This is a genomic window from Cohnella sp. GCM10012308 (assembly GCF_042649185.1).
Classification (GTDB): Bacteria; Bacillota; Bacilli; order Paenibacillales; family Paenibacillaceae; genus Cohnella.
Genome location: NZ_JBHRYU010000027.1, coordinates 94,527 through 107,741 on the forward strand (window position 1 = coordinate 94,527; position 13,215 = coordinate 107,741).

The 13,215-nt window shown below is 59.4% G+C and carries 12 protein-coding genes; 9 read left to right on the forward strand and 3 right to left on the reverse strand.

Annotation, left to right across the window (positions count from 1 at the left end; genetic code table 11):
- Nucleotides 1–8: 8 nt before the first annotated feature.
- Complete coding sequence (locus ACFOTD_RS24475; protein ID WP_378122564.1) at nt 9–500, reverse strand: C40 family peptidase; 492 nt, start codon at nt 498–500, stop codon at nt 9–11.
- Nucleotides 501–777: 277 nt separating this feature from the next.
- Here ACFOTD_RS24475 and ACFOTD_RS24480 point away from each other — a divergent pair, with 277 nt between their 5' ends.
- On the forward strand, nt 778–1,047 hold the full coding sequence (locus tag ACFOTD_RS24480; protein ID WP_378122565.1) for a hypothetical protein: 270 nt from the start codon (nt 778–780) through the stop codon (nt 1,045–1,047).
- A gap of 212 nt (nt 1,048–1,259) precedes the next feature.
- On the opposite strand, the gene ACFOTD_RS24485 is transcribed toward ACFOTD_RS24480, so the two are convergent.
- Nucleotides 1,260–1,688: a universal stress protein gene (locus tag ACFOTD_RS24485; protein ID WP_378122566.1), complete on the reverse strand. Its 429-nt coding sequence runs from the start codon at nt 1,686–1,688 to the stop codon at nt 1,260–1,262.
- Between the two features lie 104 nt (nt 1,689–1,792).
- On the opposite strand from ACFOTD_RS24485, the gene ACFOTD_RS24490 reads away from it, so the two are divergent.
- The 5 genes from ACFOTD_RS24490 (at nt 1,793) to ACFOTD_RS24510 (ending at nt 6,668) form a co-directional block, all read left to right on the forward strand.
- On the forward strand, nt 1,793–3,916 hold the full coding sequence (locus ACFOTD_RS24490) for a HelD family protein (protein ID WP_378122567.1): 2,124 nt from the start codon (nt 1,793–1,795) through the stop codon (nt 3,914–3,916).
- Nucleotides 3,913–5,067, forward strand: coding sequence for a metallophosphoesterase (locus tag ACFOTD_RS24495; RefSeq protein ID WP_378122568.1), 1,155 nt, complete (start codon nt 3,913–3,915; stop codon nt 5,065–5,067). Before ACFOTD_RS24490 ends, ACFOTD_RS24495 begins: the two co-directional genes overlap by 4 nt.
- A gap of 6 nt (nt 5,068–5,073) precedes the next feature.
- Nucleotides 5,074–5,499 carry a zinc ribbon domain-containing protein gene (locus ACFOTD_RS24500; protein ID WP_378122569.1) on the forward strand — a complete coding sequence of 142 codons (426 nt, stop codon included), beginning with the start codon at nt 5,074–5,076 and terminating at the stop codon, nt 5,497–5,499.
- 105 nt (nt 5,500–5,604) lie between these two features.
- The gene (locus tag ACFOTD_RS24505) at nt 5,605–6,075 is read left to right on the forward strand and encodes a hypothetical protein (protein ID WP_378122570.1); all 471 of its coding nucleotides are present in this window, start codon (nt 5,605–5,607) and stop codon (nt 6,073–6,075) included.
- Nucleotides 6,072–6,668: an AAA family ATPase gene (locus ACFOTD_RS24510; protein WP_378122571.1), complete on the forward strand. Its 597-nt coding sequence runs from the start codon at nt 6,072–6,074 to the stop codon at nt 6,666–6,668. Before ACFOTD_RS24505 ends, ACFOTD_RS24510 begins: the two co-directional genes overlap by 4 nt.
- Nucleotides 6,669–7,516: 848 nt before the next feature.
- Here ACFOTD_RS24510 and ACFOTD_RS24515 read toward each other — a convergent pair.
- Complete coding sequence (locus tag ACFOTD_RS24515; RefSeq protein ID WP_378122572.1) at nt 7,517–8,530, reverse strand: LacI family DNA-binding transcriptional regulator; 1,014 nt, start codon at nt 8,528–8,530, stop codon at nt 7,517–7,519.
- Between the two features lie 136 nt (nt 8,531–8,666).
- On the opposite strand from ACFOTD_RS24515, the gene ACFOTD_RS24520 reads away from it, so the two are divergent.
- The 3 genes from ACFOTD_RS24520 to ACFOTD_RS24530 all read left to right on the forward strand — a co-directional run bounded on the left by ACFOTD_RS24520 (nt 8,667) and on the right by ACFOTD_RS24530 (nt 12,771).
- Nucleotides 8,667–10,457, forward strand: a complete 1,791-nt coding sequence (locus ACFOTD_RS24520) for an L-fucose isomerase (protein ID WP_378122573.1) — start codon at nt 8,667–8,669, stop codon at nt 10,455–10,457.
- 115 nt (nt 10,458–10,572) lie between these two features.
- On the forward strand, nt 10,573–11,232 hold the full coding sequence (locus ACFOTD_RS24525; protein WP_378122574.1) for a class II aldolase/adducin family protein: 660 nt from the start codon (nt 10,573–10,575) through the stop codon (nt 11,230–11,232).
- A gap of 15 nt (nt 11,233–11,247) precedes the next feature.
- Entirely contained in the window at nt 11,248–12,771 is a 1,524-nt protein-coding gene (locus tag ACFOTD_RS24530; RefSeq protein ID WP_378122575.1) for a rhamnulokinase, read from the forward strand.
- The last annotated feature ends 444 nt before the right edge of the window (nt 12,772–13,215 follow it).

Consider the following 13,215-nt stretch of genomic DNA (forward strand, 5'->3'; position numbering starts at 1 on the left):
ACTTGCGACTAAAGGACGCGGCGAGCGGTCGTATAGTGATCCTTCCACCAGCCCGAGTTGATGCTCGAAATCGTAACCCCCGGCTTGCCGTACGTATGGATCACCTTGCCGCCCCCGATGTAGATGCCGACGTGGTGGATCGGGGAATAGAAGAATACGAGATCGCCCGGCTTCAGGTTCGCCTTGGACACGTACTTGCCGGACTTGGACTGCGCCTTGGACTCCCGGGGCAGAGATACGCCGTATTTGCGGTACAGGAACTGCGTAAACGAAGAGCAGTCAAAGGAACTGGTAACGCCGGTTTTTGCGCCGAACTTATATTTGACGCCCATGTATTTTTTGCCGAGGGCGATAATGCTGGATGCTTTGGAGCTGGCGGCGACGGTCGCTTCCGCGGCGCTGGCCGGCTTGGCCGGCAAAGCTGCTGCCGCGCCTCCGAACAGAACGGTGAGTGCGACGGCCGATGCCATCAGTTTCTTAAACTTATAGGATGTTGCCATGGATGCGATTCCCCCTGATGTTGAAGTCGTGGTGCGCTTGCTGCTAGAATCAATATACCAGATCGAATTTTCCCTCCATTTCCCTCTAAGCGGCGTAAAGCTTGATGCGCGGCTGTTTGCGAGACTATATGAGAAACAACTAAGAAAATATTAATTCTGGACAACTAGACAAATGGTCGATGTGCGCTATTTATGCAAAATTGGTTTTGAAACCGTTAAATTGGGGCAATAAGCCGAGACAGGATCGAGCGACGGCCCGACACAAAGGAGAATCGGCATGAACGTAACCATTCGCGAGGCGACAATGACGAAGGACGAAGTAAACGGATATGTAGGAAAGGTCGTGTTCGAGGTCGAGGGACATGATGCGGCATACGAGATGGCGCTGCAGAGCGACAAAGGCAAGGAGTGGAGTTATTCGCTGTTTTTTGCGGGCAAGTCGGGCAGCGAGGAGCAAATCGATGAGGTGGACGCGGAGATCGAGTCGAACGACGAGCTCTACGAGCGTCTGCTGGACGCAGCGATCGACGCGATGGAGCAAGCTTAAGCCAGCTGATCTCATTTATTATAGAAGCAACGGCACGGAGAGAAGCGTCTCCTATTATTTTACTTGGCTAACGATATAGGATATATTATAGGGCAGACCTGCACGTTCAGCCTGCATATGCCCCTTATAAAAGACATCGGTCCCTTCCCGTCCGGGAAGAGACCGATTTTTGTCATTGGCTCTGGCTGCAGCTGCATGCCGTCCTATCCATATTACTTGACGATGAGCACCGGCGCCTTGGCGTGCTGCATGACGTTGTGGCTGACGCTGCCGAGGACGAACTCGCGAATGCCGCCGAGTCCGCGGCTGCCGAGCACGATGAGGTCGGCGCCGTTGTCGCCTGCGTAATCGAGAATCGTGTTCGCAGGATCGCCGTCGATCAGCTTAAACGTCGCGTTGATCGTGCCGGGCACGAGCGCCTTCGCTTCCTCAAGAACCTTGAAGGAATGGTCCATATACTGCTGGGACCAGTCCGCCGGCAGCGTGACCATGAAGTCGCCGTTGTTGACGAGCGGCACCTGGTAGACGTGCAGCACCGTAAGTGTAGCCCCGCTGCTCTCCGCGAGCGCGGAGGCATGGGAGATTGCTTTGCGCGACAGGTTCGAACCGTCGAATGCGACCAAAATGTTGTTGTAGCTCATCGAATAGCCTCCTCGCCGATCTATGTAACTTGCATAAGCCATGTATCTTCCTTTATTTAACCATACTTAATCCGCCGTAATCAATTTGAAGGGAGCTTTGATTCGTGTCAGAAGATAAACGATTCAGTGAAGAAACCGTGAAGCTCGAACATACCAAGACGTCGATTCGCGATCAAATCGCCGGCATCGGACCGCGTTATACCGGCAACGATTATACGGAGCAGACGCTTGACGCGATCCGACAGGCGCGCAAGGTCCGGCTCTCTGCGTCGGAAAAGGAGCCGTACTTCGGCAGGCTCGACTTCCGCGAGGAAGGGAAAAACGAGCCATTGCCGCTGTACATCGGCAAGTCGGGCGTCGGCGAGGAGAACGGACACGACTTGCTGGTCGTGGATTGGCGGGCGCCGGTATCGAGCCTGTTCTACGCCTTCTCGGGCGGCAATCCCGAGGTGGCTTACGAATCTCCCGAAGGAGAGGTGTCGGGCACCGTCTATCTGAAGCGCAATTTGCTCGTGCGGGAAGGCGAGCTGCAGCGCGTCGTAGACAGCTACGCCGAAGGCGGCGAACAGGGCGGCGCCGCAGGCGACGAGTTTCTGCTCCACAAGCTCGGCGAGAGCAAGGACAACAAGCTTCGGGATATCGTCTCGACGATCCAGCAGGAGCAGGACGCGATTATCCGTACCGAGAAAAACAAGGCCGTCTTTATCCAGGGCGTGGCGGGAAGCGGCAAGACGACGGTCGCGCTGCACCGGCTCGCTTACCTGCTGTACCGCTACCAGGACCGCGTGCGCGCCGATCGCATGATGATCCTTGCGCCGAGCAAAATGTTCTTGAATTATATATCCGGCGTGCTGCCGGAGCTTGGCGTCGGAGATATCGGCCAGCAGACGTTCGAGGACTGGGCGCTCGAGCAGATCGGAGAGAAGCTCCAGCTGCGCGATCCGGCGGAGGAGCTGGCCCGATGGTTCGAGGCGGACGACGCGGCAGTCAGTCGGGCTGATGCGCCCGCCAAGCGCAAGGGCAGCCTCGGCTTTCTCGCCGATATCGACGAAGCGATCGAGGCGCTTGCACGGACGATGGTGCCTGAAGAGCCGTTTTCGCCGGACGATCGGCGCACGCTGACGGCGGAGCAGGTACGCGCCTGGTTCGCCGAGGAGAATCCGCTGGATCCGATCATGAAAAAGCGGGAACGGGTGCTGAACCGGATCAAGCGCTGGATGGAGATCGAGATCGGCAAAGCCAAGTGGAGCGACGCCGAAGTCCGCAAGAAGGCGAACGCCCGCTGGAAGGCGTATGCCGGCAAGCTGCCGCAGCATACGGCGGCTTCCTTTTATAGGGCCGGCGGCTGGCAAGCGGACGGCGCAGCCGAATACGCGAAGAACGCGGGTGCAACGTCTAAGGCGAAGGGCAAGGGCAAAAGCAAGGCAACCGCCGTTTTCGCCAGAGAAGACCTGGCAGCGCTCGTGCACATCCACCTGAAGCTGCTAGGACCGACGGCTCCCGCCTACGACCATATCGTGATCGACGAAGCGCAGGATTATTCGCCCGCGCAGCTGCAAGTGCTCAGACAGCATCAGCGGATCACGTCGATGACGGTGCTCGGCGACCTGCAGCAAGGCATTCACGATTATGCGGGCATTACCGACTGGGAGGAGCTCAAGCGTTTATTTCCCGCAGACGAGACTTCCTATTACGAGCTGGACCGGAGCTATCGTTCGACGCTGGAAATCATCGAATTCGCAAACCGCATTCTTAGGGGAATGGGCGGCGGCGTCAAGCCGGCGCGGCCCGTCTTCCGCAGCGGACAGCCTGTGGAGGTCGAGCGGACTTCGCTTGCGCGAGACACGGAAGCGATCGCTTCGATCGTCCAGGATTGGCGGAAGGAGCCGGAGCTCCAGAGCATCGCGGTGCTGGGACGAACGGCGGCGGCCTGCGCGCGCATCTATAGCGAACTTACGGCACGCGGCATTCAGGCTTCGCTACTCGAGGCCAAGCATCAAAATTATGAAGGCGGAATTACGGTGGCGCCGGTGTATCTGTCCAAAGGCCTCGAATTCGATGCCGTCCTGATTCCGGACGCGGACGCGGCGGATTATAAGCCTGAGGATGCCAAGCTGCTTTACGTCGGATGCACCCGCGCTCTCCATCGGCTTAAGCTGCTGTACGCGCAGTTGCCGACGCCGCTCATTGCCGAGCCGGATGCCGAGGCAGAGGAGGCGGCGCGATGAGAAGAGGGGGACTGCGGGCAGTCGTTAACTTTGCGCTGATTATCGCCGCTTACCTCGGATTGAACTTCTTTATTGGCTGGAACGCGCAGACTTGGCTGGACAGCTGGCTGCCCGGTTTTCCGGATGCGGTCCTTTGGACCGTACTCGCCTTGGCCGCGCTCGGCTATCTGATCGGGCGCGCTCGTTTTCTGCCCAAGCCGGCGGGACGCGGACTTAAAGTATTCGGCGCGTATTATATCGGACTGTTCGAATATGCCGTGCTGGTACTGCCGTTCGCGGATCTGGCGGTATGGTTGTTCTATGCGGGAGGATCGGATTATAGCAATACATTAGAAACGATCGGTTTCATCGTCGCCGTCCTGCTCCTGCTTCTGTTCGCTTGGGGAACCTGGAACGCTTGGACGCCGATCGTGCGCAAATACGAGTTTGACGTAGCGAAGGATGCGAAAGGCCGGCGGCGGATGGACATCGTGCTTGTGAGCGACCTGCACCTGGGCAACATCGTCGGCAACCGCCACTTGGACCGTCTGCTCCCGCGGGTGGAGCGGATCAAGCCCGATCTGATCCTGCTGGCCGGCGACGTGCTTGACGACGTCATCGAGCCGTTCGTTCGCAATCGGATGTCCGAGCGTCTCGGACGGCTCTCTGCACCGCTCGGCGTGTATGCCGTGCTAGGCAATCACGAATATTACGGCGGGCATATCGAGGAATACGTCGGCCGCATGGCTGCGCTCGGGATCCCCGTACTCCGCGACGAGCGGGCGACGCCGGACGGCGTCCTGCATGTCGTCGGACGCAAGGACAAGACGGCGGAATCGATGGACCCGGAAGGCCGCAAGCCGGTGGCGGAGCTGCTTCAGGGCCTCGATCCCAGGTTGCCGATCGTGCTGATGGACCATCAGCCTTACGGATATTCGGCCGCTGCGGACGCCGGCGTCGATATTCTCGTTTCCGGCCATACGCATCGCGGCCAGTTCGCGCCGAACCATTGGGTCACGCGTCGCCTGTTCGAATTGGACTGGGGTTATTTGCGCAAAGGAAAGCTGCACGCCGTCGTTTCTTCCGGCTTCGGAACCTGGGGACCGCCGGTGCGGCTTGCGAGCCGCAGCGAGATCGTGCATTTATCCGTTACCTTCAGCGGAGGAGCGTGAATAGGGGTGGAGTGTCCGTATTGTCAGGCTGAGATCGAGCGCGCCGCCGGGAGATGCCCGAGCTGCAGGCGCAAGCTGTACGAGGTGACCGAGGATGATTTTAATGAAGAAGCGCCCGATTCGGACGCCGTGCCGATCGGCGATGAGTCTGCGGATCTTTCGGACATCGGAGCGCCTGCGGGGGTTGACGAGCTCGCGGCGATGCTCGAGGACCGCTTCGTCTGCCGCAGATGCGGCAGCAACGGAGGCATAGCCAAGCAAGTGGCGATGACCGGCACGGGACTCAGCAAGCTATGGGACATTCAGCATCACCACTACCTGTTTGTCTCCTGCGAGCGCTGCGGCGCGGTCGAGATTTACGATCCGGAGATGCTGCTCGGCCGCAAGCCGGGCAGTCTCGGGACGGTGCTCGACATCCTTTTTGGCCGTTAGGCGATAACGTGATACAAGGGCTGGTCGAAGGCCCGTTTTTGGTTTAAAATGTGAACAAATCATCTTTTTTCCTCATCGATTCAATCGATCCAAAGGAGCCTGGCCATGTCACGTAAGCTTCTGCTGTTGTTAGGAGCGCTGCTGCTGCTTTTCCCGTCCATTGGCGCCGCGGCCGATTGGAAAACGCCGTTCGTCGTGTATTACGACAATTTGTACAAGATTACGGACGAATCCGTGCCTGTCGACCGGCTGGGCATGAAGCTGGGCAAGATCGCGACCTATGCGGATACCGAAGGCGCTTACAAGGGTAATTTCTCCAATGCGCTGCCGAAGGGCACCGAGTTCAAGGGGATTCTCGGAATCGACGTGCAAGACGCGATCGCCGTCGACTCGGGAAGCGGTTCTTACGTCAAAGCCGTCTATCAGGAGTCCTACGCGGACAGCAAGCTGAGCGGCACGAGAGAGGCGCTGGAACGGCTGGACTGGCTATGGTCGCTGCTGATCGCGGCAGCCGCGGTCGCCGCCGGCGCCATCTGGTGGCGCAAATCGAGGCGCGGTGCAGGACAGGGCCGTTGATCGTCTGGATCAACGGCGCCTTCGGCGCAGGCAAGACGACGGCGGCATACGAGCTGTACCGGAGGCTTCCGGGCTCGATCGTCTTCGATCCGGAGGAAGCGGGCTATTACATTCGCGCGAGGCTGCCGGGGCATCTGCACGGCGACGACTTCCAGGACTACCCGATGTGGCGGACGATCAATCGCGAGATGCTGGCCTATCTGGCTGCGAGGCATGAAGGGCCGATCATCGTACCGATGACGGTCGTGAACGAGCGCTATATGGACGAGCTGGTCGGCGCGCTGCGCAGCTCGGGCATCAGGGTCGACCACTATGCGCTGACGGCGTCGCGGGAGACGCTGCTGCGAAGGCTTCGCAGCCGATGGGAGGGCGAGCGGTCCTGGGCGGCCCGGCAGATCGACCGCTGCCTGGCCGGTTTGACCCGGGAGGCGTTCGAGGTCCAAATACAGACGGACGGGATGAGCGCGGGCGAAGTCGTGTCACGCATCGCCGAGCTGTCCGGTCTTGCGCTCCTTCCGGATCGACGCGGCCCGCTGAAGCGGGGCTGGGATCGATTGCGGACGAAGGCTGGGCATATACGGCTTGGACGGTAGCTTGGCTATTTGTGACAATAGGCGCATCTTGGGCGTGCCGCAGCTTTTTTCGGTAGCTTGAGGATTAAAAAACCTGCATTTATACATGTATTTTATGCAGACCAACGTTACTTGATGGAATGCCTGCAAATATGCAGGTAATTGCAGAGCACAAGCCGGAAATCCGGTTTCCGAAGTAAAATAACTGCGCTTTTGCATCTATCCTCTTCATAAGGGCCGATATCGGCGGAAATAGATGTATATTTGCAGTCATTGCTGCAAAGGAGCCGCGAAGACCCATGGGCACGGCTGATTGATGAGCCATCAATAGGCATTCCACGCGACTCATGATTCGTTATTCGCCCACCTAAGAGAGGCCGTCAGGGGAGATCACCCTGACGGCCTCTCTTAGGTGGGGCTGCACGGAACCGTAAATTACAACTAACAGACAATATGTCCAAACCCGGCAAACGAACCCCGGCAAACGAACCCCGGCAAACCAACTCCCGCCAATCAACCTCGCTGGGCCCGGCCTCTATAACTTCGGCAACCATATCGTTTTTGAATGTGCCTGGTCAGGTTCCGGACACAGGCTGCGCTATTTTGCTACACCGCTCCGGATATCAGCAAGGTTTGTGACTCCAGATCCGCTATCCGTGACTATGCATGCTTCGGAGTATCGTTTTTGGCCAAATAACGGACGCTGTGTCCGTAACACACGTCTATTTGCCCTAAAAACAACATTTAGCGGAACCACGGTCCATTCGTTGGATTTAAGTAACTGCCCAAGTGCCAATGGTACTCACAAAACCAAGCGGGCGGACAAGCATCCCCAGCACGATGCTTCACCCCTAGCCCTCCGTCTCCCGTCACAGCTGCCGCACCGAGCGCCTCACGATCAGTTCCGCCGGCAGCACGATCTTGCGCCAGCCATGCGGCTGCTCGTCACGCGATTGGATCCGGTCAAGCAGCATCTGCATGCCGAGATGTCCGAATTGATACGCCTGCTGGGAAATTACCGTGAGGAACGGGTCCATCTCGGCGTATGAGGCCAACTCGTCGAAGCAGACGAGCGACACGTCCTCCGGCACGCGCAGCCCGCGGGACCGAAGCGCGCGCATCAGCTCGATGGCCAGCACGTTATTGCCCGCAACGAAGGCGGTAGGGAGGGGGCTCATGCGATCGAGCCAAGCCTCGATGATCGACAGGTCGCTGCGCGGGCCGAAGCTCGTCTCCAGTACGAGCGCTTCGTCGTACGCGAGATCGTTGAGCTTGAGCGCTTCCCGGTAGCCCTCGAGCCGATCCCGGGCGCTCGAGATCGTGCGCGCGCCGTTGATGAGCGCGATGCGGCGATGGCCGCCGCCAACCAGCTGCTTGACCAGCTGGCGAGCGCCTTCTTTGCTGTCGCCAAGGACCACGTCGCTGTCCATGCCCGGCACTTCGCGGTCGAGCAGCACGAACGGAACGCGATGGCGCCTTAGCATCTCCAGGTGAGGGAGAGACGCATCGCCCGCGGGGGCCAGCAGCACGCCATCCGCCCGCGTCTTCAGCACGGCGTCGATGTAATCGTTCTCCTTCTCGAGATCCTCGTCCGTATTGCCGAACAGCAGCCGGTAGCCGTGCTTTTTCGCCGCATCCTCGGCACCGCGCGCAAGCGTCGTGTAAAAAGGGTTTGTTATATCGGTAATCATAAGAAAAAGCAGACGCGTCTCCTGGAGCACGAGACTGCGCGCCATTTGATTCGGGACGTAGCCGAGCTCGTCCATGACGAGCTTCACTTTCGTCCGCGTTTTCTCGCTTATTCGCCCTGTGTTATTGATAACTCTAGACACCGTCATTGCCGAGACGCCGGCTTTTTCCGCGATATCGTAGATGGTGACCATGCGCGTCCAATCCTTTCATAAAGCCGCCGTATGCTTAATATCTATCTTACAAAAGTCATGGATTGACAGCAAGACGTTTCGTTGTTAATTTAGAGTTATCGATAACATATTAATCGCTTTCAAGGAGGCATCATTCATGACTGACAATGCTTACAGGTTCCGAAGCGGGTTTCCCAAGATCGGCATTCGTCCGACGATCGACGGCCGTCGCAAGGGCGTGCGCGAATCGCTTGAAGACCAGACGATGAATATGGCCAAGGCCGTGGCGGAGCTGCTCAGCAGCAGTCTGCGGTACCCGAACGGCGAGCCGGTCGAGTGCGTAATCTCCGACACGTGTATCGGCGGCGTCGCCGAAGCCGCAGCATCGGCGGACAAGTTCGCCAAGGCAGGCGTCGGCGTCTCGCTTACCGTCACGCCATGCTGGTGCTACGGCACCGAGACGATGGACATGGATCCGACGCTGCCGAAGGCCGTGTGGGGCTTCAACGGAACCGAGCGTCCGGGCGCCGTCTATCTGGCCGCCGTATTGTCCGGCTATGCGCAAAAGGGTCTGCCGGCGTTCGGCATTTACGGCGAGCAGGTGCAGGATTCGGGCGACACGACCGTACCGGAGGACGTGCGCGAGAAGCTGATCGGCTTTGCGCGCGCGGGCCTTGCGGTCGCAATCATGCGCGGCAAATCGTACTTATCGATGGGCTCGGTATCCATGGGCATCGCGGGCTCGATCGTAAACGACGGATTGCTGCAGGAGTATCTGGGCATGCGCACGGAGTATGTCGATATGTCCGAGTTCGTGCGCCGCATCGAAGAAGAGATCTACGATCCGGCCGAGTTCGAGAAGGCGCTCGCGTGGGTGAAGGAGAACTGCAAGGAGGGACCGGACAACAATCCGGAGCGCCTGCAGAAGAGCCGCGCGGACAAAGACAAGGATTGGGAGACCGTCGTCAAAATGACGCAGATCGCCCGCGACCTGATGATCGGCAATCCGCGACTCGCCGAGCTGGGCTTCGGCGAAGAAGCCATGGGCCACAACGCGATCGTATCCGGCTTCCAGGGACAGCGCGCTTGGACCGATCATTTCCCGAACGGCGACTTTCTGGAGACGATTCTGAACTCCTCGTTCGACTGGAACGGCATCCGCTCGCCTTATATTGTAGCGACGGAGAACGACAGCTTGAACGGCATTCCGATGCTGATGGGCTACCTGCTCAGCAACACCGCGCAGATTTTCGCCGACGTGCGGACGTATTGGGGACCCGATTCGGTGGAGAGAGTTACCGGTCACAAATTGACTGGCGCTGCCGCGGGCGGACTGCTGCATTTGATCAACTCGGGATCCGCGACGATGGACGGCACCGGCGAACAAACGATCGACGGCAAGCCGGCGATGAAGCCTTTCTGGGACATTTCGGCCGAAGAGGCGCAAAAGTGTCTCGACGCGACGAGCTGGCGCCCGGCGTCCGCGGAATACTTCCGTGGGGGCGGCTATTCGTCGGACTTCCTGACGCAAGGCGGCATGCCGATGACGATGTCCCGCCTGAACTACGTCAAGGGCATCGGCCCGACGCTGCAGATCGCCGAAGGCTATTCGGTCGAGCTGCCGCCGGAAGTGCATGACGCGCTCGACAAGCGCACCGACCCGACCTGGCCGACGACCTGGTTCGCGCCGATCGTGACCGGCAAGGGCGCATTCCGTACCGTTTACGACGTCATGGACAACTGGGGCGCGAACCACGGCTCGATCAGCTTCGGCCATATCGGCGCGGACCTGATCACGCTCTCTTCGATGCTTCGCATCCCGGTCAGCATGCACAACGTCGCCGAGGAGCGCGTCTTCCGTCCTCGCGCTTGGGGCCTGTTCGGCACCGACGGCATCGAAGGCGCAGACTTCAGAGCTTGCGCGAACTTCGGTCCGCTTTACAAATAAAAGGCAAAAAAACGAAGCCGTCCGCTCCGGGCGGCTCTCGTCGGGTTTAATCCTTTCGTCTATTTGATCCATTCCTTATACGCAATCATTCTACTTACCTGGAGGTCAATCACGCATGAGCGCCACGGATATTCGCAATGAGCTGTGCAAATACGCGCGCAAGACGGTATCGAACAAACTGGTCGTCGGACCCGGCGGCAACCTGAGCGCCCGGCACGAGGGCAAAATGTACCTTTCCCCGAGCGGCTTCGCGCTTGACGAGATCGCGCCAGAGCAGTGGGTCGAGGTGGATATCGAGAGCGGCGACATTACCGATATCGGCCTGCGCCCGTCGTCCGAGGTACTGATGCATCTGTACGCCTACAGAGCCAACCCGGCCATCGGAGCGATCGTCCATACGCATCCGCCGTATTGCATCGCCTTCACGCTTGTAGCCGAAGAGCTGCCGGTCATGTTCCCCGACCAGGCCGCGCTTGTAGGTACGACGACCTATGTCCCTTACGTGCTGCCGACGACCGACCGCCTCGCCGACGCCGTCGTCGCCAAGGTGAACGATTACAGCACTATCCTGCTCGGCAACCACGGCCTCGTCACGACGGGACGCAATCTTCGCGAAGCCTACTACCGCACCGAGGTCGTCGAGGAGAGCGCCAAGATCTGGCTGATCGCGAGCGCCATCAAGACGCCCAAGGCGCTGACGGACGAAGAGTACAAGGAAATCGCGTCGCTGGAGAGCGAGGCGTATCGAATCGAGCTGCTGCAAAAAATGAAATAAGCGGAGGAACGGGCGATGAGCGAGACAACGGCTGCAAGCGGCGGATCGGAGCGGGTTACGGCGCTTGCGTTCGATATGGGGGCGAGCTCCGGCCGCGCCTATGTCGGCGAGCTAAGCAAGGAAGCCGGCGGCGCCCGCACGCTTAAGGTGGCGGAGATGCACCGCTTCGACAATGACGCCGTGCGCGTAGGCAAGCACCTGCACTGGGATATTCTGCGCCTGCTGCAGGAGATTAAGCGGGGCATCCGCAAGACGTTCCAGGCAGGCTACGAGCCGCGGACGCTCGGCATCGATACGTGGGGCGTCGACTTCGGCCTGATCGACGAAGGCGGCGAGCTGCTCGGCAATCCGTATCACTACCGCGATGCGCAGACGGAAGGGCTGATCGAGGCGCTCAGCGAACGGTTCGGCGCACAAGCGCTCTTCGCGTCGAGCGGGCTTCAGTTCATGCCTTTTAATACGGTTTACCAGCTTTACGCCATGAGCCGGTCCGGATCGGCGAAGCTAGCCGCGGCCAAGACGCTGCTGCTGACGCCGGATCTGCTCACTTACCTGCTGACCGGCGTGCCTGCCTGCGAGTTCACGATGGCGACGACGACGCAGCTGTTCGATCCGCGCACGCGAAGCTGGAACACGGAGCTGATGCGAGAACTCGGCATCCCGGAGACGCTGTTTCTCGAGCCTGTCGCGCCGGGCACCCGAATCGGCAATCTGTCGGACGAGGTGCTGGAGGAGCTGCGGATTCCCCCGGTAGAGGCCGTGGCCGTAGGCTCGCACGATACGGCATCCGCAATCGCCGCCGTGCCGGCGGGAGACGAGCCGTTCGCTTACCTCGTCTGCGGCACCTGGTCGCTGCTCGGTACGGAGCTGACGGAGCCGGTACTTAAGCCCGAGACGCTGGACATGTCCTTTTCCAATGAAGGCGGCGTCGGCGGTACGTATCAGCTGCTAAAAAACATAATGGGCTTGTGGATTTTGCAAGAATGCAAACGGGAATGGGACGAAAACGGCACGCCAGTAGGCTACCCGGAGCTCGCCTTGCTCGCGGAATCGGCCAAGCCTCTGCGCAGCCTGATCGATCCGGACGACGCGCGCTTTTACGGACCGTCCGATATGACTTCTAAAATCCGTGCCTACTGCCGGGAGACCGGCCAGCCGGAGCCGCGGGACCAGGGCGAATTTGCCCGGTGCATCCTCGAGAGTCTTGCGCTGCGTTACCGGCAGGCGCTCGAGCAGGCAGAGTCGCTCACCGGCCGTGCGTTTGCGGGGCTTCACATGGTCGGCGGCGGCATACAGAACAAGCTGCTCTGCCGGCTATCGGCCAGCGCGATCGGACGGCCGGTCCTCGCGGGGCCCGCGGAGGCCAGCGCGATCGGCAATCTGCTGCTGCAGTTCGTCGCCCAAGGCGAGATCGCCGATCTGGCGGAAGCCAGACGCCTCGTATCGGCCTCTTTTCCGGTCGAAACGTACGAGCCTGCGGACAAGGCTTCCTGGGATGCTGCTTACGCCCGATTTATCGCGCTGTCTCCGAACCCGTAAATGAGCGGGAACCGAATTCGGTTGGGCAAAACGCGATTCGTGACTGGCGGTAAGCGCAGCTTAAGGCGTTCCGATGCTTTTCGATGTTTTTGTGGTTCTGCGGGCCGAAAAACCTGCATTTGTACAGGTAGTTTTCCGCCAAGCCATGGATGCGTTGAAATACCTGCAAATATGCAGGCAAAGGCAAAGCGCAAGCCGGAAATCGGGCAGAAGAAGGGAAATACCTGCGCTTTTGCATCTATTCTACTTACAATAGGCGATATCGGCATGAAAAGATGTACATTTGCAGGCTTTGCGATGAATGAACGACGCTGGCGACATCGCGAGGGCCCATGGAACGATCTTCTTATAATGAGCCGTCGATAGTGCACAAGCAACCTCGTATCTTCCTCAACGGAAGCTGCGGGGTTTTTGTCTGTAATTTACGTTTAAACCGCGACATCT